Origin of the sequence: Nostoc sp. 2RC, from assembly GCF_014222165.1 — a bacterium.
GTDB lineage: Bacteria > Cyanobacteriota > Cyanobacteriia > Cyanobacteriales > Nostocaceae > Nostoc > Nostoc linckia.
Genome location: NZ_JACKZU010000144.1, coordinates 1 through 19,150, shown reverse-complemented (window position 1 = coordinate 19,150; position 19,150 = coordinate 1). Strand labels below are relative to the sequence as shown.

At 39.7% G+C, this 19,150-nt stretch carries 17 protein-coding genes; 14 read left to right on the top strand and 3 right to left on the bottom strand.

The features are described from left to right. Positions 1–1,148: 1,148 nt before the first annotated feature. From GNE10_RS17425 to GNE10_RS17395, 7 genes are all read left to right on the top strand, one after another. Positions 1,149–2,357: an ABC exporter membrane fusion protein gene (locus tag GNE10_RS17425; protein ID WP_185566259.1), complete on the top strand. Its 1,209-nt coding sequence runs from the start codon at positions 1,149–1,151 to the stop codon at positions 2,355–2,357. Positions 2,358–2,493: 136 nt separating this feature from the next. After that, positions 2,494–3,672 (top strand): ABC transporter permease DevC, encoded by a 1,179-nt coding sequence (gene devC / locus GNE10_RS17420; RefSeq protein ID WP_099070490.1) that lies wholly within the window; start codon positions 2,494–2,496, stop codon positions 3,670–3,672. A gap of 179 nt (positions 3,673–3,851) precedes the next feature. Further along, a complete protein-coding gene (locus GNE10_RS17415; RefSeq protein ID WP_185566258.1) occupies positions 3,852–4,856 on the top strand; it encodes an NAD(P)-dependent oxidoreductase in 1,005 nt (334 codons plus the stop codon). A 365-nt stretch (positions 4,857–5,221) separates the two neighbouring features. Then, positions 5,222–6,205, top strand: coding sequence for a glycosyltransferase family 2 protein (locus GNE10_RS17410; RefSeq protein ID WP_185566257.1), 984 nt, complete (start codon positions 5,222–5,224; stop codon positions 6,203–6,205). A 142-nt stretch (positions 6,206–6,347) separates the two neighbouring features. Beyond that, the gene (locus GNE10_RS17405) at positions 6,348–6,815 is read left to right on the top strand and encodes a DUF2141 domain-containing protein (RefSeq protein ID WP_185566256.1); all 468 of its coding nucleotides are present in this window, start codon (positions 6,348–6,350) and stop codon (positions 6,813–6,815) included. Positions 6,816–6,953: 138 nt separating this feature from the next. Beyond that, positions 6,954–8,213, top strand: coding sequence for a glycosyltransferase family 2 protein (locus GNE10_RS17400; protein WP_099070494.1), 1,260 nt, complete (start codon positions 6,954–6,956; stop codon positions 8,211–8,213). 850 nt (positions 8,214–9,063) lie between these two features. Beyond that, a complete protein-coding gene (locus GNE10_RS17395) occupies positions 9,064–10,311 on the top strand; it encodes a glycosyltransferase (RefSeq protein WP_185566255.1) in 1,248 nt (415 codons plus the stop codon). 157 nt (positions 10,312–10,468) lie between these two features. Here GNE10_RS17395 and tsaD read toward each other — a convergent pair whose 3' ends face one another. Beyond that, positions 10,469–11,521 carry a tRNA (adenosine(37)-N6)-threonylcarbamoyltransferase complex transferase subunit TsaD gene (gene tsaD / locus GNE10_RS17390; protein ID WP_185566254.1) on the bottom strand — a complete coding sequence of 351 codons (1,053 nt, stop codon included), beginning with the start codon at positions 11,519–11,521 and terminating at the stop codon, positions 10,469–10,471. 314 nt (positions 11,522–11,835) lie between these two features. Between tsaD and GNE10_RS17385 the strand changes: the two genes are divergently transcribed. From GNE10_RS17385 to GNE10_RS17375, 3 genes are all read left to right on the top strand, one after another. After that, positions 11,836–12,330, top strand: a complete 495-nt coding sequence (locus GNE10_RS17385) for a Photosystem I reaction center subunit III (RefSeq protein ID WP_099070455.1) — start codon at positions 11,836–11,838, stop codon at positions 12,328–12,330. A gap of 38 nt (positions 12,331–12,368) precedes the next feature. Continuing rightward, positions 12,369–12,518, top strand: coding sequence for a photosystem I reaction center subunit IX (gene psaJ / locus GNE10_RS17380; RefSeq protein ID WP_099070454.1), 150 nt, complete (start codon positions 12,369–12,371; stop codon positions 12,516–12,518). Positions 12,519–12,777: 259 nt separating this feature from the next. After that, positions 12,778–13,299, top strand: coding sequence for a photosystem I reaction center protein subunit XI (locus GNE10_RS17375; RefSeq protein ID WP_099070453.1), 522 nt, complete (start codon positions 12,778–12,780; stop codon positions 13,297–13,299). A gap of 586 nt (positions 13,300–13,885) precedes the next feature. Here the strand turns inward: GNE10_RS17375 and gmk are convergent. Then, complete coding sequence (gene gmk, locus GNE10_RS17370) at positions 13,886–14,485, bottom strand: guanylate kinase (protein ID WP_185566260.1); 600 nt, start codon at positions 14,483–14,485, stop codon at positions 13,886–13,888. Positions 14,486–14,653: 168 nt separating this feature from the next. Next, positions 14,654–14,920 carry an extracellular matrix/biofilm regulator RemA gene (remA, locus tag GNE10_RS17365; protein WP_073639751.1) on the bottom strand — a complete coding sequence of 89 codons (267 nt, stop codon included), beginning with the start codon at positions 14,918–14,920 and terminating at the stop codon, positions 14,654–14,656. A 568-nt stretch (positions 14,921–15,488) separates the two neighbouring features. Between remA and GNE10_RS17360 the strand changes: the two genes are divergently transcribed. The 4 genes from GNE10_RS17360 (at position 15,489) to GNE10_RS17345 (ending at position 18,878) form a co-directional block, all read left to right on the top strand. Continuing rightward, a complete protein-coding gene (locus tag GNE10_RS17360) occupies positions 15,489–16,250 on the top strand; it encodes a hypothetical protein (protein ID WP_185566253.1) in 762 nt (253 codons plus the stop codon). Positions 16,251–16,353: 103 nt separating this feature from the next. Continuing rightward, on the top strand, positions 16,354–17,409 hold the full coding sequence (locus GNE10_RS17355; protein WP_185566252.1) for a hypothetical protein: 1,056 nt from the start codon (positions 16,354–16,356) through the stop codon (positions 17,407–17,409). 111 nt (positions 17,410–17,520) lie between these two features. Next, the gene (locus GNE10_RS17350; RefSeq protein WP_185566251.1) at positions 17,521–18,276 is read left to right on the top strand and encodes an SDR family NAD(P)-dependent oxidoreductase; all 756 of its coding nucleotides are present in this window, start codon (positions 17,521–17,523) and stop codon (positions 18,274–18,276) included. Positions 18,277–18,422: 146 nt separating this feature from the next. Continuing rightward, positions 18,423–18,878, top strand: a complete 456-nt coding sequence (locus GNE10_RS17345) for an aldehyde-activating protein (RefSeq protein WP_185566250.1) — start codon at positions 18,423–18,425, stop codon at positions 18,876–18,878. The last annotated feature ends 272 nt before the right edge of the window (positions 18,879–19,150 follow it).

Here is a 19,150-nt window from a genome sequence, read left to right as displayed (position 1 = left end):
TTTTGGTATATTTTTGTACTCAAAAAATGTATGGGATGTAGAAATATCTCAGATTTCTATGTAAATTAGTTTGAAACATCACATTATGAAATTTCTAGCGATTAAGTAATAATTACATAGGCACATGAATCGATGGCAGAGCTATAAGTATTTTTTTCAAGAAAAGAGCATAATTCAACTAAGATTTTTGATGATTTTATAATATAAACATAAACAAAAAGCAAAATAGTTATCTATAAAGCAATTGTTAATTTTGAATATGTTGCATAGTAAACTTCTTGCAGAAGTAGGGAAAAGGGGGTGCATGTTTGGTATTTTCCCTTTCCCCAATAAAGATGCATCCCTTGGTCTAGTAAACATAAGCTGTAATTGTATTGGTTTTGCATATTTTTTGGTCTTGCTTGTTAACTGTTAAGTGTCAACGGTGAACAGTATTCTATGGAATATTTTTTTAGTTGGAAGTCCTTAATGTCTTACGTTACACAACATTATCAACAAAACTTTGTTAGTATTTTGATGGCGTCACCATGATTTCAGAATGTTGAAAAGCGTGGCTAAAAAAAAATTGGTAACAGACACCCGCGATAATTACAGTTGAATGTGGAAAAATATTTCGATGAGGAAATCAAGATTTATCCCCAATCAAACGGTTGACAAATAAAAATTTTGTAGTCATACTCAAGAACAAGGTTATCAAATTTTTTGAATTGATTTATCAGCGCTTCATTATTGTTGATAGTTAAGTTTTCTGGCTGGCACTATTGTATTTTTCGCTACTGGATTCGAGGACAAGTAACGATATAACTAAAGAAGCTTTCAAGTAACACTACCATAAGGATTCAGAATTCAGAATTCTCCAATTCAGAATTTAGCAGTCAGAATTCAAAATTTAGAAGGAGCTTACTATGGTTGGTATGTCCATCAATCAAATGTTTTTCCTGATTCTTTAAATTTTTTGGTTCTCGAACTTGTGATGCTTGCGGTGAACTGCAACAATGGCGGAAACTGCTGCTAAAAATTTTCTCTGAATTCTGACTTGTGTTAGCGTAGCTCATTCTGAATTTTGACTTCTGAATTATCAATCCAAAATCCAAAATCTAAAATCCAAAATTTTATCAGCTATCCCCTAGTAAGAATTGGAAGAAAATATGGCAGTCAATAAAGAAAGCCGATTATTCACAAAACCCGTTGTGCGATCGCGACTAATTTTAGCAGCTTCTATTACCTTAGCGGCTGGATTAGTTACTTTATATAGCTGGGCAACATTTTGGCCGAAAACCAAAGTTGAAACACCAGTAGCTAACCCTGCAAAAGCTACCACACCGACAAAAGTTGCTGTTACAGCCTTGGGACGTTTGCAGCCAGATGGGGAAGTTATTTCTTTAAATGCTCCCAATGCTAATAATGGTGTGCGAGTGGAAAAATTATTAATCAAGGAAGGAGATGCAGTTAAAGCTGGGCAAATATTAGCGTATCTAGAAACCTATGGCCGCGCTCAAACAGCATTGCAACAAGCAAAAGACCAACTGCAAGTTAGCAAAGCTAAATTAGCGCAGGTGAAATCTGGGGCGAAAACCGGAGATATTGATGCTCAAAAAGCAGCGATCGCGCGTTTAGAGTCACAATATAAAGGAGATATTGCTACCCAAGAGGCTACAATTGCCCGCGTCCAGGCTGAGGTAGATAACGCTCAAGCCGAGAATAATCGCTATCAGCAATTATATAAACAAGGTGCGATCGCAGCTTCCGTAGCAGACAGCAAAGCTTTACAACTCAAAACTACACAACAGCAACTCACAGAAGCCCAAGCCACCAAACAACGCACCCAAGACACATACCAAGAACAACTTAAGCAAGCACAAGCCCAACTCAAAAGTATTAGCGAAGTACGTAGCGTAGATGTCCAAGTCGCACAAACTGAAGTCAACAGCGCAACAACTTCCGTTCAACAAGCAAAAGCAGACTTGGATTTAAGTTATATAAAATCTCCCATCAACGGCAAAATCTTGAAAATTCATGCCAAAACCGGAGAAGTAATTAGCACCAGCACAGGATTTGCTGAGATAGGTAAAACATCGCAAATGAATGTCATTGCAGAGGTATATCAAACCGACGTTCAAAAAGTGCGTGTCGGACAAAAAGCCAACATCACCAGCACTGCATTTCCTGGAACATTAAAAGGAACCGTCAAAGAAATTGGCTGGTTAGTTGACAAACAAAGCATTTTCAGCCTCAACCCAGGCTCAGACACAGACCGCAGAATAGTTGAAGTCAAAATCTCCATCGATAACCCCGCAGACAGCGAACGAGTCGCACGCTTAACCAACTTACAAGTAGATGTCGCCATTCAGATTTAGTTTAGGGCATGGGGAGATGAGGGAGACAAGGGAGACAAGGAAGACAAGGCGAATAACTCTTAATTCCTAACTCCTAACTCCTAACTCTTAATTCCTAACTCCTAACTCTTAATGACCAATGACTAATAACTAATTTATGAATTTTAAAATTCCTTTAGCATGGCTACAGCTAGCCCAGCAAAAAGTTCGTTTAATAGTAGCTGTAGCCGGGATTGCTTTTATTGTGCTGCTAATGTTTGTGCAACTTGGTTTTCAAGATGCTCTTTATTCTAGTGCAACGGCAGTACATCAAAATCTCAAAGGAGATTTATTTTTAGTGAGTTCGCAATATAAATCTTTGACCTCAAATCAAAGCTTTTCCCGGACTCGTTTGTATCAAGCTTTAGGGTTTAATGGCGTAGAGTCTGTTAGCCCTATGTATTTGCAATTTGCCAAATTAAAAAATCCGGTAACTGGGGAAAAATATTCAATATATGTTATTGGTTTTGACCCAGGTAAACCAGTGATGAACATTCCAGAAATTGAGCAAAATTTAGATAAGCTCAAAATTCCTGATGTCATGCTTTTTGACAGAATGTCTCGCACGGAATTTGGCCCCATAGCTGAACAATTTGATGCGGGAGATACAGAACAGACAATTGAAATATTTCCCTTTAATTCATTAATTGGTTATAAAGTCAGGATTGGTGGCTTATTCAGTTTAGGGCCTTCCTTTGGGGTAGATGGTAATTTGGTTGTCAGTGACTCAACTTTCCTAAGGATAAATCCCAACACCCGTCCAGCAGATATGATTGATGTCGGTTTGATAACCCTCAAACCTGGTAGTGATGCACAAACAGTGCTAAAAGATTTGCAAGCAAGTTTGCCAAATGATGTGCAGGTTTTTACACGCCAAGGCTTTATTGATTTTGAGAAGAAATATTGGTCTGTGAGAACGCCTATTGGTTTCATACTTAACCTAATGTTGACAATGGCTTCTGTTGTGGGTGTAGTAATTGTCTATCAAATTCTTTATAGTAATATTGCTACACAGTTCGTTGCTTATGCCACATTAAAAGCCATAGGTTATGCCAATAGATATCTGTTGAATGTGGTATTTCAACAAGCTTTAATTCTAGCAATTTTAGGTTATATTCCAGGCTTTATTACTTCTGTATTGTTATACGATTTTGCAATGGAGGCAACTAAATTGCCAATCATTATGACTGCTAACAATGCAATCTTGGTCTTAACATCAACAGTTTTAATATGCATCACTTCCGGAGGACTAGCCATCAATAAACTCCGTTCCGCAGACCCAGGAGATATTTTTTAAGGAAACTTCTAAATAAAGAAATATCTAACTCTGTGGTGTGGGCGTTTCGCCATAGGTATCTAACAACTGACAAGATGTCCAACCCACAAGATTAGACAATTTCTTTTTTGGTAATCCTTTGCACTTCTGTGTGATATCAAAGCAAAACTTGAATCCAAAATTGGTACAAATTTCCCTCTATGAACTTCAAAAACCAAACTCTCCTGATTACCGGAATTAATGAATTTGTCGGCTTGCGTGCAGCCGAATTAGCCATCGCGCAGGGAATAAAAGTTCGTGGATTACAAACTTCTAAAGAACAGAACAAAACAGCCCTAAATTTAGGTATTGAAGTTATTACTGGTAACATCACTGACCCTAATATTGCTCAAAAAGCTTGTCAGGGAATAGACGTTGTTTTACATACAGAACAAATGGCCCAAGAAGCCGGCCCAATTAATCATTTTAGAGAAATCAACGTTAACGGTGCTGTTAACATTGCGAAAGCTGCAAAGCAAGCAGGGGTTAACACTTTTGTGCATCTTTCCAGTATCATGGTTTATGGTTTCAACTACCTTGATGGCGTTACAGAAACCGACACACTTTCTAATGACAACAATCCTTACTGTCAAACAAAAATAGAAGCAGAAACAGCACTTCTAGAATTAAATAATCCACCAGATTTTGGGATTATTATTATTCGTGCCGGTGATATTTACGGCCCTGGAAGTATTCCTTGGATAGTCAAACCAATTTTGATGATGCGCCAAAAATTATTTGCATATCCCAACGATGGTAAAGGAGTCATCAATCATGTGTACATAGATAATCTAATTGATGGCATCTTTCTAGCGATAGAAAAACAGACTTGCGGAGAAATATTTAATATCACCGACGGACAACAAACTTCATGGAAAGAGTATTTCATGCGCTTAGCAGCAATGGAAAACTTACCAGCACCTCTTTCATTACCAAAAGATGAAATGAAATTGTTTTTAAAACTACGCGCCCAAGGACAAAAATTATTTCGGAAAAAAGCCGATATTTTACCGGAATCTGTAGATTTTATGACTCGTCCCTATGCGTGTTCCATTGCTAAAGCCCAAACTTTGTTAGATTATAAACCAAGAATTGACCTCGAAGAAGGTATGCAGCGTACACATGAATGGCTGCAACAAACAGAGATTGAAAATTTAGTGAAATAGGGGAGTTTAGAGTGAGGGGTTAGGAGTTAGGAGTTTGGAGTTTGGGGTTAGGAGTTTGGAGTTTGGAGTTTGGAGTTTGGAGTTTGGAATTAGAAGAATAGAAAATTCAGTAAGTGTGTTATTGCTTCTTAATTACCCTGAAATTATTTCACTTGGGTATCAAATTATTCTGACTTCTGACTCCTGACTTCTGACTCCTGACTTCTGACTTCTGACTTCTGACTCCTGACTTCTGACTTCTGACTCCTGACTTCTGACTTCTGACTTCTGACTTCTGACTTCTGACTTCTGATGTTGCATTTGACTAACAATTATTTGCAATTAAGTTTAAAATAATCGACAGATTGTGTGAATACTTGTTTGATATGAGTAGCAATCAGCCACGATTGAGTATTGGATTACCTGTATACAATGGTGAAAAATTTCTTCAAGAAGCCTTAGATTCTCTGTTGGCTCAAACCTTTGAAGATTTTGAATTAATTATTTCAGATAATGCATCTACAGATAAAACTGAGCAAATTTGTAGAGCATACGCCAACAAAGACCAACGTATTCGTTACTACCGTAATGAGCATAACATTGGTTGCGCTCGTAACTTCAATCGTGTTTTGGAGTTAGCTTCGGGTGAGTATTTTAAATGGGCAGCTTATGACGATTTACATGCCCCTGATTTTATCAGTAAATGTGTTGAAATACTCGATAACGACCCTAGCATTATTTTGTGTCACACCCAGGTGTATTTTATAGACGAACAAAGAAAGTTTCTCCAAAACTACAATATTAAACTCAAAACAGATTCTCTAAAACCACAAGACCGCTTTCACGAATTACTAGCTAAACACCTATGTTATCAGTGCTATGGCGTAATTCGTACTAGCGATCTCAAAAGAATACCACCTATGGGTGGTTATGGGAATGCTGATGGAATTTTGTTGTTAAGGCTTGGTCTTCTGGGTAAGTTTTATGAAATCCCAGAATACTTGTTTTTTGCTAGAAGTCATCCGCAACAATCAATGAGTATGTTTTTCCCCGATTATTTGTTGGTTGCAAACAATAATCAAGCATCTTCATTGACTGAATTACCTGATTTTTATAGCTATACAGTGTGGTTTGATTCTGCAAAGCAAGGAAAAATTTTATTCCCCCACTGGAGAATCTTATGGGAGTATTTCCGATCCATTTGGTGTAGTCCTTTAAGTTTATATGAACGGTTATGTTGTCATAGAAGCTTACACCAAAAGTTAAAAGGCACAGAATATTTGTTATTGAAAGATTTGCTCAAAGTTTTGCAACAACTTGCATTAAGTTGGCAAAATACATCATTTTCAGAACAAAAAATCACATTTTGAATTCAAGAATAACAGTAATATTGAAAAGTAAAAAGAGAAGCCTGAAAAATCAAATCTTTCATCTCTTTTTATTTTGAACTTGTGAATTTTGATTTGGTGTTTTTTTTGAATTTACCAAACTAACCATTTTCACGACAAAAATATGCTGAAACTATCTCACTTATCTTACTTTTTGCTTGCTACTTTAATGGGCATTAGCTTTGCAAAATCAGTGAACGCTGAACCAACAGCAAAACTGAATATTGTAGTCAATGGAATCCGTCACCAAAAAGGTGAGATTTGCTTCCGAGTTTTTGGGGGTGAAAAAGGATTTCCCATGAGTAATACTAGTGAAGTTAAAAGTGGCTGCGCTAAGATTACAGGTTCTTCTGTAACAAAAGAATTCTCTGGTTTAAAACCAGGGACTTATGCTGTTGCTGTAGTTGACGATCAAAATGGCGATCGCAAACTCAATAAAGACTTTTTTGGTATTCCTACAGAAGGTTTTGGCCTTTCCAAAAATCCAACTGTATCCATACAAACAGGCACACCAAAATTTCGTGATGCCAGTTTTGTAGTGAACAAAAATACCACAGTCAACATTAGGATGAAATACTCTTTGGATTCATAAAGGCGAGTAGGGAGTCGGGAGTGGGGGAATAAGGGAGACAAGAAAGACAAGGGAGAATAACTCCTAACTCCTAACTCCTAACTCCTAACTCCTAACTCCCCACGCCCCACGCCCCATTCCCTATTTTCGGAGAATTTAATGGAAGATTTGGCAATATTTCTGTCTAAGTCTTTGATGGGTTGGCTGGTTATTCAGGTGTGTTTAACGCTAATCTTTCTTTGGTATGTGCGCTCATCTCCAAAAACTTTATTATCAGATGAGGAGTTGCCTAAAACAGCAGTAATTCTTTGCTTGCGGGGAGCAGATCCGTTTTTACCTAGTTGTTTGCGATCGCTCTTAAATCAAAACTATCCTAATTACGATCTCAAGTTAGTTATTGATAGTCAGGAAGATCCAGCCTGGAAAATTGCCAGCGAAACTATTATAGAACAAGAAGCGACTAATGTTCAAATCAGTCCTTTAAGAATAGTACGCAATAATTGTAGTCTCAAATGTAGTTCTTTAGTGCAAGCTGTCCGCGAGTTGGATGATTCCTATAAAGTAGTTGCTTTAGTAGATGCTGATACTGTAGTTCATCGCAATTGGTTGCGAGAATTAGTCAGTCCTCTAGGGGATGCTAATGTTGGAGCCACAACCGGTAATCGTTGGTATGCGCCAACAGGTAGGCATTGGGGATCTTTAGTACGATACATAGGCAATGTATCGACAGTAGTCCAAATGTTTCTCTTCCAAATTCCTTGGGGCGGAACTTTAGCTATGAAAACAGAAGTGCTTCACCAAACAGAACTTTTAGATAAGTGGGCACAAGCTTTAAGTGAAGATTTCATGATTCATGATGTCCTAAAAATACATGGATTAAAAGTTAAGTTTGTACCTTCTTTACTCACAGTTAATCGTGAAGAAATTGAATTAGTCAACTTACTCGATTACCTCAAGCGTTTAATACTTTGTTCTCGACTTTATCATCCCCGTTGGTTGGCTATAGTTAGTGAAGCTGTTTCTAGTATTCTGTTTCCCACTACAGTGATTATGCTAATTTTAGATTCATTGTTAGAAGCCAAATGGGAAGCAGCATCTCTATTATTTGTTTGCTATAGCGTCTACATTGTCGGATTACTTTTGCTGATGCTCGTCTTGGAGCTAGGTATACAGCAAGTGGTTCGTTTAAATGACCAACCAATAACCAAATTATCAGCCCCTACCATCGCTAAAATGTTAATCGGCATTCCGCTAACACAATGGGTTTATGGCTTAGCAATGCTATCGTCTCTGTGGATTTCAACAGTCACCTGGCGCAGTATCAGCTATCGAGTTCGAGGAGCTTGGAATATTCGCTTAGTAGAATATCGCCCTTATCAATGGTTGGATCAACCTATTAATAGCAAAATTTCTCTTTGAATAGGAGTCAGGAGTCAGGAGTCAGGAGTCAGAATTCAGGAGTCAGAATTCAGGAGTCAGAATTCAGGAGTCAGAATTCAGAATTCAGAATCGGGTCTTTATCTAAACAGGGTCTACTTTGAAATTCTTAGTTTTTTGAAAATTGGGTTTTATTTTTAAATCCTAAACTCTTGGCTGTTAAGAGTTTACCGTTCTCTTTTGAAAAAGTCCAATTCTCAATTTTGACGAAGTTTAACTAAGATAAATAGACGATCAAACTCTAACAAAAAGAGACTTCTAATTGATTGACCATTGCCTACTCTTTGCTTTAAATATCAACTAGGCTTTGAAAACTATCAGCCTAAACATTAATTAGTACTTGATTTATATTAATTTATTTTTATTAGACTATATTAATTATAATCCTTGTCAAACAATACATATTACCTCATTTTTGTCAAGGATTATAAAATATATTAAGGGGAATTTTGACTGAGAGTTTTTAGTGTTGTGATAATTTCTGATTAAGGGTCAGAAAATTCATTTTTATCATCTCTAATTGAAAATGATTCTAAATGCGTAAATCCTCAGAGTAACTATATTTTTGGGAATTGTAGAGCCAAATAGTCAGGATATTGTAAGAAACAATTCATCAGCAGTCTCACTTCAAAATGAATCAATAATCAGATTCATAAAGCTTAATTATTGCCAATTAAGCTTACATAAAATATTCTGAATTCTGATTCCTGAATTCTGAATTCTGAATTCTGAATTCTGACTTCTGATCCCTGAATTCTGACTTTTCATGAAACATTGCTGCGTAAGTCCTAAGTTCAAAACCAGCATTTTCGTGAAATAATTCATTTTTGATATGACTAAACAACGACTCCGCATTGCCCTATTTACCGGATTGTATGCTCCTTTCTTAACTGGAGTTTCCGTGGCAGTACATCAACGAGTTCGTTGGTTGTTACAACAGGGACATGAGGTTTTTTTGATTCATCCACAAATTAACGATCGCTACCCTAAAAATGTTGGCGATCGCCCCATGTTAGGATTAAATGAAATTCAATCTTTCCCTAACTTAACTACTTACGCATTCCCCACAAAACCATTAATCTTTTACAAATCTCTTCCCCAACCATTGCACTATCGGCATTGGAGTGATACCAAGCTGTTAGAAAAGTTTCAGCCTGACATTATAGTGGTGGAAGAAGCACCACAAATGAGAGGTTTATACTCACTTTTCTTGCAAGGTTACGGTCGCCCTGTGGGAACACAATACGCAAGACGAACAGGTACGCCAATAATATCACTTTTCCACACTGATATTGTTGAGTACATCAAATATTACTTTGGCAATAGATTCTTTAGTTTAATTCGTCCAATTCTTCCCATTTTGGTGAAACAATTTAGCAAGTCTTATGACTTCAATTTCTTTTCTTCTCAAGAACAATTGAATAAATACAAAACCTTCAAATGCCAACGTGCTGAATATCTTGCTTATCAAGGTATAGATTGCGAAAAATTTCACCCGCGTAATATTTGTTATGACCCAATTCCCAACGACAGCAGACCAACTTTGTTGTTTGTTGGACGCATTACTGCGGAAAAGAATGTCAGCCAATTAATTGATATATATCCACTCATTGCAGCCAAAATCCCTGATGTTCATCTGGTGATTGTTGGTAGTGGCCCCCAAGACGAAGAAATCCGTCAGCGTGCCCAAAAATATGCATCGGGTATCACCATCTGGGGTGAGTCCCACGGTTCGGAACTTTTAGGTTGGTTTGCGAGGGCAGATATTTTTGTTAACCCCTCCATCACCGAAAACTTCTGCACTACAAACAACGAAGCTTTAGCCTCTGGAACCCCTGTGATTGCTGTGATTGCACCTTCAACCTCAGAACAGGTAACTCCTGGTTATAACGGCTTTTTGGCTCAACCCAACAACCCAAAAGACTTTGCCCAGAAGGTGATTGCGATTCTAGAAAATCCCGACTTGAAAGCAGAAATGACCACACAAGCCCGACCTTCCATAATCGATTTTGATTGGTCAGCATGTATGGAAAAATTTGAAAACAAACTCTATCAAATCGTTAAGGAGAATAGGGATTAGGGCATAGGGCATAGGGCAAGCGGGGAGTGTGGGAGGTGTGGGAAGTGTGGGAGGATGTGGAAGAAATCTTTCCCCCCACACTCCCCCATCTTTCCATCTCCCCTTTCCCCTTTTCCCTTTAACCTTTCCCCAAGGCGTTGCCATCTCCCCCAGTCCCTCATCTCCCCTGAGATTGATACAATTTCATCACCTGATTCAGGGCTAATCTAGATTCAACTCCTAGTGTTAGCGGTGATGTATGTCCTGAGGATAGATGTTCGGCGGCGGCGCAGCCAATCATGGCGGCGTTGTCAGTACAGAATGTCAAAGGGGGAAATAGTACGCGCAGGTTATGTTTGCTGGCGGCGGCTTGGAGGTTTTTTCTCAGACCGCTATTGGCTGCTACGCCACCGCCAACGGCAATTGTGTCTAAACCATAGTCTAGGGCACAGGCAATAGCTCTTTTGGTTAGCGATCGCGCTACAGTATCCTGAAAGCTAGCTGCTACATTTGCCACTGGCACTTGTCTACCATCTTTTTCTAGCTGCTGTACTAAACGCAATACAGCCGTTTTTAACCCGCTAAAACTTGCATCATAAGGATGAAACCCGCCACTAGGTAAAGAAACTTTTCCTTCTGGCAAAACAAAGGCTTGGGGAGCTCCTTGTTGTGCGAGTTTGTCAATTACTGGCCCGCCAGGATAACCCAGTTTTAATAATCGCGCCACTTTATCGAAGGCTTCGCCGGCAGCATCATCGCGAGTTTGTCCTAGCGTTTCGTAATTACCACAATCTTTAACATAAATCAAGCTTGTATGTCCGCCTGAAACCAGTAAGCTAAGAAAAGGGGGATTTAAACTTGGCTCGCTCAAGTAAGTTGCGTAAATGTGACCTTCGAGATGGTGAACTCCCAAAAAAGGTTTGTTGTGTACCATCGCCAAGGTTTTGGCAGCAGTTAATCCCACCAGCAGCGCTCCCACGAGTCCAGGAGCGCAAGTGGCAGCAATTCCATCAATTTCACTCCAGTTGAGTTTGGCTTGCTCTAGAGCTTGGACGATGGCTTGATTGACTGTTTCTAAGTGCTGGCGAGAAGCTACTTCTGGTACTACCCCGCCATATTGCTGATGCACTGGAATTTGCGAGGCGATAATGCTGCTGTAAACTTGACGATTATTCACAATTGCGACAGCAGTTTCATCACAGCTAGTTTCTATTGCTAAAACGGTTGTCATTGAGAGAGGGGAATGGGGAATGGGGAGTAGGGAGTTTTAAGTCCTGAGTTTTCAGTGGCACAGACAAAATCGTCCTTGCTTACTACCCTACTACAAGAATTAATATACTCAGCAGTTGTTACTCACTACTCCTTACTCCCCATTCACCGCTCCCCACGTCATCTTGGTTGAGAAGCTTTAACTTTTATTTACTGAAACTTTACTCGGTTCCCACCCAAGAGTATGATGACTTCCTAGTTATGCAAATAAAGACTGTACAAGCCGCTTCGTTTTGTACAAAGAACTTTTTGTTTTGTAATAAAAGGAAACACTCTATGCGACGATTGTTTGCTTTGATTTTAGCGATTTGTCTGTGGTGCAACTTTGCCCCCCCAGCACAAGCTCTAGGGGCTAACTTGACACCTTGTAAAGACAATCCCGCTTTTCAAGAGCTGGCAGCTAACGCCCGTAACACCACCAGTGACCCACAATCAGGTCAAAAGCGATTTGAACGTTATTCTCAAGCGCTGTGCGGCCCTGAAGGTTACCCCCACCTGATTGTTGATGGTCGCTTAGATCGTGCTGGTGATTTCTTGATCCCCAGCCTTCTATTCCTATACATCACTGGCTGGATTGGCTGGGTAGGTCGTGCCTATCTCCAAGCGATTAAAAAGGAAGGAGATCCCGAACAAAAAGAAATCCAAATTGATCTGGCTTTGGCACTACCTATCATTGCTACAGGCTTTGCTTGGCCAGCAGCAGCAGTCCAAGAATTACTCTCTGGTAAATTAGCAGCCAAAGACTCAGAAATTCCTGTTTCCCCACGCTAAACCAGTTTCACTAGTTCATTTGTTTGGAGACTAAATTCATGGCAGACAAAGGCGACAACTCATCCTATTTGATTAAATTTATTTCCACAGCGCCAGTGGCAGCTACCATCTGGCTGACAATCACAGCAGGCATTTTGATTGAATTCAATCGCTTTTTCCCGGATTTACTTTTCCACCCACTACCATAAGGTGGAAAATCAAATTTTCGGAAAACTATCTGAAATTGTTTAGTTAGTATATTTGGACTAACTAAACAAAATTTTCACCTAAATAGGTAGTAAAAAGAGGTTTTTGAAACTCGCGATTTTGCTTAGATATCGCGAGTTTCAGAGCTTTCAAATAAGCTAAATTAATTTTTTTTAACTTCCTAAGCAAAAGACATCTTTAGCTACAATTATTATTAATATAAAAATGCCACCATTTTAATTGAGAGGCGAACATAAAAATATGGCGCAAGCAGTAGATGCATCAAAAAATAACCCCAGCGATCCCAGAAATCAGGAAGTTGTTTTTCCTGCATTTGGCGATCCACAACTAGGTAACCTAGAAACCCCAGTTAATTCTTCTCGCTTGATTGCAGAATTCATTAGGAACTTACCTGCTTATCGTGCTGGTTTAACTCCTTCCAGACGCGGATTAGAAGTTGGTATGGCTCATGGTTACTGGCTGTTTGGGCCTTTTGCCAAATTCGGGCCACTGCGGGATACAGCTAATGCTAATTTGGCTGGATTACTAGGAGCGATCGGTTTAGTTGTTGTTTTGACCGGTGCTTTATCTTTGTATGCCAATAGTAATCCTCCAAAAGCTCTTCCTAGCGTTACTGTACCCAATCCTCCAGCAGATGCTTTTAACTCTAAAGAAAGCTGGAATAACTTTGCCAGTTCTTTCTTAATTGGTGGTATTGGTGGTGCAGTAGTCGCTTACTTTTTAACTAGTAACCTAGAATTAATTCAAGGTTTATTTGGTTAATTTAGTCATTAGTCATTAGTTATTGGTCATTAGTTATTGGTTAGTTCTTACAAACAAAAAACAATCGATAGCAAAGGACGCATGACCAAGCGCAAAGTCAAAAGCTAAGGCTTCCTTAGCTTCAAATTTTGTAAAACAAATGACAAAAGTCAAAGTCTGAGTAAAGGAAATCTTTGCTCAGACTTTTTAATATTAGTTATTAGTTATTAGTTATTAGTCATTAGTCATTGGTCATTAGGGAAATTGAAAAAATAAATTATTCCGGTTAATGCGTTGACTGTTGACTGTTGATTGTTTACTGCTGACTGTCAACCGTCAACAGTTAACACTTTTCTATGAAATATTTTTTTATTTGGAAGTCCCTTATACCAATTTAATGTAAAGCTGCACTAAATGAGTAACTCTCTATTCTTGGCGCTCTTGGCGTACTTGGCGGTAGCCTGCGGCAAGCCGCTCTGCGTCTACGTTTAATATTCTGTGCATCTTCATACAGAATTGGTATTAGTTCCTATAACAAAGGACACAAAGAAAAAGCTTTGTGTCCTTTGTTCATTAATGCTGAAAATGGGTATGTTGTTAAAAATGCTTATCCAAATAAAGCCGCTTCGATGTCATTTAAAGCAGTTTTAAAATCGTCATTAACGATTTGAATATCAAATTCATCTGCGGCCTTAATTTCTTCTTGGGCGCGGTGCAGACGACGGGCGATCGCATCTTCAGAGTCTTGATTGCGAGAGCGTATCCGTTTTTCCAATTCCTCTAAAGAAGGCGGTAAAATAAAAATGCTGAAGGCAGTGGGGAAAGAAGCACGAATTTGTCTTGCTCCTTCTAACTCAATTTCTAACACCACCAACTTGCCAGAATTAATCTGGTTAAGCACAGCTTCACGGGGAGTGCCGTAATAGTTACCAGCAAATTCCGCCCATTCTAAAAATTCACCTCCCGCGATTAATTGTTCAAACTTACTACGGGTAATAAAGTAATAACTTTTGCCATCGATTTCCCCTGGACGGGGAGAACGGGTCGTCGCAGATACCGAATAATACAGTTCCGGATGACGCTGTAGGAGCGATCGCATTAAAGTACCTTTACCGACTCCACTAGGGCCAGTTAAAACAATCAATGCGCCTGGATTTAGAGATTCCTTGGTAGTGGCACGACTCTGGATGGGTAAAACTCGGATCATCCGTTTAACCTGTGAATTAATCAATAGATATTATTTATGACTGTTGTATTCGTGGCCAAGCCCACCATTGACTACGGTATGTGTAGCGTCGGTGGCAAAAAATTGATCTAATTCACATGGTACTGCCGATATGCTGCAAAGAGAGTAAGGTTTTTAACCCACTCCTTGTCAATTATCTACAGTCTGATGATCGCGGGAAATCACAAAGCGATTCGCTACCGTTTCCGGCTGAATCGCTGACAGAATTACGTGGCTGGAATCAGTGATAATTACAGCCCTAGTCCGCCTACCATAAGTTGCATCAATCAGTTGACCCCTGTCCCGTGCATCGGTAATTATCCGCTTAATCGGGGCAGACTCTGGACTGACAATTGCAACTACTCGGTTGGCAGACACGATGTTGCCAAACCCAATATTGATTAGCTGAATGTCCATAAAAAAACTGAGATCAAACGCGGTTTAGGAAGCTTTTAGTAAACTTATTTCCATGTTATCGCCAATAAATAGGAGTTACAACGCTTAAATTCACGCCAGACTTTGTTTTTAAAATAATGTCTGCTTTTTTAGCTGATAAACAGCTAAATATCCTAAAAATCTACCTAAAGATATAGGGAAAATTATACTGATATCAGTTACTCAGGTGATGTATATTTATTTTTTTGAAATAAGTATCTAATACCATTTTGGATTTTAGATTTTAGATTTTGGATTAGGAATTGCTTTGTACATTTTGATTCTGAAAATCCATCTGTAGCATTCTTTTTTCAAATTGGTATTACCCCTTTCCCCAGCCCTCACCCACCAAAGTTGACTCGCCAGACCACTAGGTGTAAGGGCTTTGAACGCGTAACACTCCTATACCCTCCCCAAAACCGAGCAGAAGATTTAAATGATTCCTTGTATAGTGGGGGCAAATATCTGCTCCCTTTACCTCTAATTATGATTTGTACTCATGCAAGGATGAGGCGATCGCAGACAAAGGTTATTCAATCATGCTGTAAATATGCAACTTTTGCAAAAAAACTGGCTTGATTCGTGGTTATTCCATCGCTATGTTCTTCACTACGCCACTCCCAAACAACTCATTCAACCAGCAATTAAGGAATGGATTGTCCAAGGCTTGATCCAAGCAATGCCAACCTTAAAGATTAAACAGTATTTTGAGGCAAAGCCAAACTGGTTTGAAGAATGTGATTACTTAATTGTTGCAGTGGAAGCAATATCTAATGAGTTAATCGGTGTGTTGGCATCTACTTGGATAGAAACAGATTCATTACCCTTTCTGCACATCAAAATCCAAATGATTGCAGACCGTTATCAAAAAACACATCTGCTCAAACATATGTGGGGATTCCACCTTTACAAGGTGAGTCAAGGAAATTGGGGATTCCCATCAATCGTTGCTCTGAAAACTTGTCATCCTGCCGTTTTTTCCGCAATGCGCGTGTTCTCACGCTTTGACGGCGTTAAAATGTATCCTCGAATTGATGACAAAATGCCAGATCCAGAGATGAACCAGATAGCTAGTCTGATTGCAGAAAGTATCTGTCCTGGTCTAGAGTTTTGCTGCCATACTGGCACGATTAAAAATGCTAGCGTCCCGATAGATTTTTACCCTTCCCTACCAACAACAAAGAAAGCTGACGTAGGACACTATTTCCAAAACAATCTGACTCCAGCAGATCGGCTACTTTGTATTCTTCACATATCAACAGATTTAGCAAAACATCGGATACTACAAGCGTTGTGCAAAAAACTAAGCTAATGCCTGTGGTGATTGGTGACAGTTGACAGTTGACTGTTAACACCCTAATGGAGTCAATGTACAAGTTAAATACCTGATAACCATTTAAAAACAGAGGTAATTTATGGAGCCTATTAGCATCAGACCTGGTTCATACCGTCAGTTTGGCCCATCAGAAGGTTGTACTTTTTGTTTGGTGACCAATACAGATATTGTCGATCGCTTCACCATTGAGAAAAGTGGTGCTTACACAGATTATCTCACTGTCACCTATGATCAAGAGGGGTCATTTGAAGCAATATTACAAAACCAAATCCCAGAAAACTGCCATGTTTTTGTAGTTTCACCAAACCGTTTCTTCCGTTCCCCGAATCCAGAGACATTGGGGGACAAACGCAAGCTCATAGCAATGGCTTGTAATTCCACACCCACACCACTAGAAGCTATCAAGCACTTTCTTGGTGTCATCGAGCGAACCGATCCCTATGCTCAAGCAGAGTTCGCCGAACGTTTTTTTGAGTTAGGACAAAAAAGCGATCGCTTGGAAATTGTAGACGAAGAGTATGGAACTCGCGCCATCTTTGACCACCTTGATGACAAATATGAATGGAATTTGCAAGCCGGGCCTTTAGAGTGGGGGGAACAACAGATTGCACCCTCTGGAGAAATCAGTGTCTTACCTGCTGATATTTGGGAGTTTAATCCCAATCTATACCTGGCAATCAATGGCGACATTGCATTCCGGGGATTACCCATTCTACATAGTGGGGAGCCGTCTTTTTTACGGGAAGATCAAGCACGCATTTTCAGTCATTTACGACACATGAAGGATCATGCGCTGATTGCCAAAGTTAAACAAGGTGTTGTCACAGATTTGCATCCTACTCACCCGGATGTAGAACCAGCAGCAGAGATATTGAGAGCGATGGGTGCTATTGATTCTCGGTATTTGACTATTTGGGAGTTAGGTTTTGCGATCAATACCTCATTGGACTTGCTGTGGGGTAATTATGCAATGAACGAAGTCTACGGTGGTACTAGGGGAGCGCTGCACTTTGGACTTGGTTTAACACCTTACACACAGTACCATCTAGATTTAATTTGTCCGGGTATTCGGGTATATGGACAGGATAAAAAGCTGCTTCTTGGTACTCCTGAACTTACTGCTGCTGCTAGGTAAATTAAGTTACTGAGTGGGGAATTGAGGGTTAGAGTTTAAACGCACAGGAGTAGAGAGGTAAGCGCAAAGGTACGCAGAGGAGAAGTTATCAAGACTTTGGGAGGGTAATGTATGATTGACCTCACGGGAAAAGTAGTACTAATTACAGGAGCGGCTCGTGGTATTGGCGAAGCATCTGCACGGGCTGTTGTAGCTGCGGGAGGTTATGTAGTAGCTAGTGATGTACTTGCAGAACAACTTGCTGCTTTACAAAGTGATTTAGGCTCAGACCGCTGTCATGTGGTGGTTTGCGACCTTGCTGATGTCAAAGCTGTGCCATATCTTTGGGAACGTGCAACTCAGTGGCGAGATGGCATTGATGTACTTGTGAACAATGCAGGAGTCTATGAAAAAGCTCTTATAGAGGGTGATTTTGATGACTGGCATACTTCTTGGATACGTACACTCAATATCAACTTAGTTGCTCCGGCACACCTGTGTCGTGAAGCTATCCATCACTTTAAACAGCAAGGTGGTGGAAAGATTATTAACATTGCCAGCCGAGCCGGATTCCGGGGTGATTTGCCTGACTATACCCACTATGCGGCATCAAAGGGAGGAATGCTTGCTTTGTCTCGTACAATTGCCCGTGGATTTGGCGATAAGAATATCCTAGTCTATGCGATCGCTCCTGGATTTGTGCGTACAGAACTTAATGCCGAGTACTTTGATAGCTATGGTGAAGAAGCTGCTATTTCCCAAACACCACTGGGAGAAATGGCAATGCCAGAAGATGTTGCTAATGTCGTGATTTTTCTAGCTTCAGATTTAGCACGTCATGTGACGGGCGCGACCATTGATATTAACGGAGCAAGTTACGTCCGCTAAGTGGCTCCTCAGAGCAAGTATTTAGATACTTCCAAGTAAAAAAATATTCCATAGAAGAGTGTTGACTGTTAACTGTGAACCGTCAACAGTCAACGCATTAACTGGAATAATTTATTTTTTGGAGTTCCCTTAGGAATAAAAGTGAGATGGATAGCGAACACTTCCCACTCCAAGGTAAATGTCACTGTGGCAACCTCAAACTTATATTCAATAGCACCAAGACTCCGGATGAATTAGCTGTTCGGACTTGTGCTTGCTCCTTCTGTCGGAAACACGGCATACGTAGTACCTCAGATCCCAATGGAAACTTGCAGATTCAAATTATGAATTCCCAGCAAGTTATTCATTATCGCTTTGGTATGCACACAGCCGATTTCCTCATTTGCGGTTGCTGCGGCGTTTATGTTGCGGCTATCATGCACCATGAAACGCAGCAGTCCTTTGCTACCATCAATGTCAACGTTTTAGATTGCGCTCATTTAGTCTCTCAAAATTCGGTCACTGTAGACTACGATGGAGAAACTGTGCAGTCGCGACGAGAAAGACGTTTACGAGCTTGGACACCAGTCACATCCATTGAGGAGCAGAATTTTCAACCTTAATTGGACTACTTGTTAATTGTTAACTGTTGACGGTTGACTGTGAACCTTCAACAGTCAACGACTATGTGCATTAACTGTGGATAAGATGCTAAACGCTGTGACGGGCATTAACTTGTCTATATCTGCATTGATTCAATAAAACTTTCTGAATGCACTAAAAATCTTTTGGTTTTTCCAAAATTCTGGCTGATGAATTCTGACGTTTTTAATTACTGAAAAATCAAAAATATATATATTATTCATTGTTTAAGCGATGCAATACAGTGTATCAA

Coding starts and splice junctions, on each gene's coding strand:
- GNE10_RS17395 (WP_185566255.1), top strand. CDS start 9,064: ATGACTAAACAACGACTCCGCATTGCCCTATTTACCGGATTGTATGCT.
- GNE10_RS17360 (WP_185566253.1), top strand. CDS start 15,489: ATGCAACTTTTGCAAAAAAACTGGCTTGATTCGTGGTTATTCCATCGC.
- GNE10_RS17425 (WP_185566259.1), top strand. CDS start 1,149: ATGGCAGTCAATAAAGAAAGCCGATTATTCACAAAACCCGTTGTGCGA.
- GNE10_RS17410 (WP_185566257.1), top strand. CDS start 5,222: ATGAGTAGCAATCAGCCACGATTGAGTATTGGATTACCTGTATACAAT.
- remA (WP_073639751.1), bottom strand. CDS start 14,920: ATGGACATTCAGCTAATCAATATTGGGTTTGGCAACATCGTGTCTGCC.
- GNE10_RS17400 (WP_099070494.1), top strand. CDS start 6,954: ATGGAAGATTTGGCAATATTTCTGTCTAAGTCTTTGATGGGTTGGCTG.
- GNE10_RS17350 (WP_185566251.1), top strand. CDS start 17,521: ATGATTGACCTCACGGGAAAAGTAGTACTAATTACAGGAGCGGCTCGT.
- gmk (WP_185566260.1), bottom strand. CDS start 14,485: ATGATCCGAGTTTTACCCATCCAGAGTCGTGCCACTACCAAGGAATCT.
- GNE10_RS17415 (WP_185566258.1), top strand. CDS start 3,852: ATGAACTTCAAAAACCAAACTCTCCTGATTACCGGAATTAATGAATTT.
- psaJ (WP_099070454.1), top strand. CDS start 12,369: ATGGCAGACAAAGGCGACAACTCATCCTATTTGATTAAATTTATTTCC.
- GNE10_RS17345 (WP_185566250.1), top strand. CDS start 18,423: ATGGATAGCGAACACTTCCCACTCCAAGGTAAATGTCACTGTGGCAAC.
- devC (WP_099070490.1), top strand. CDS start 2,494: ATGAATTTTAAAATTCCTTTAGCATGGCTACAGCTAGCCCAGCAAAAA.
- tsaD (WP_185566254.1), bottom strand. CDS start 11,521: ATGACAACCGTTTTAGCAATAGAAACTAGCTGTGATGAAACTGCTGTC.
- GNE10_RS17375 (WP_099070453.1), top strand. CDS start 12,778: ATGGCGCAAGCAGTAGATGCATCAAAAAATAACCCCAGCGATCCCAGA.
- GNE10_RS17405 (WP_185566256.1), top strand. CDS start 6,348: ATGCTGAAACTATCTCACTTATCTTACTTTTTGCTTGCTACTTTAATG.
- GNE10_RS17355 (WP_185566252.1), top strand. CDS start 16,354: ATGGAGCCTATTAGCATCAGACCTGGTTCATACCGTCAGTTTGGCCCA.
- GNE10_RS17385 (WP_099070455.1), top strand. CDS start 11,836: ATGCGACGATTGTTTGCTTTGATTTTAGCGATTTGTCTGTGGTGCAAC.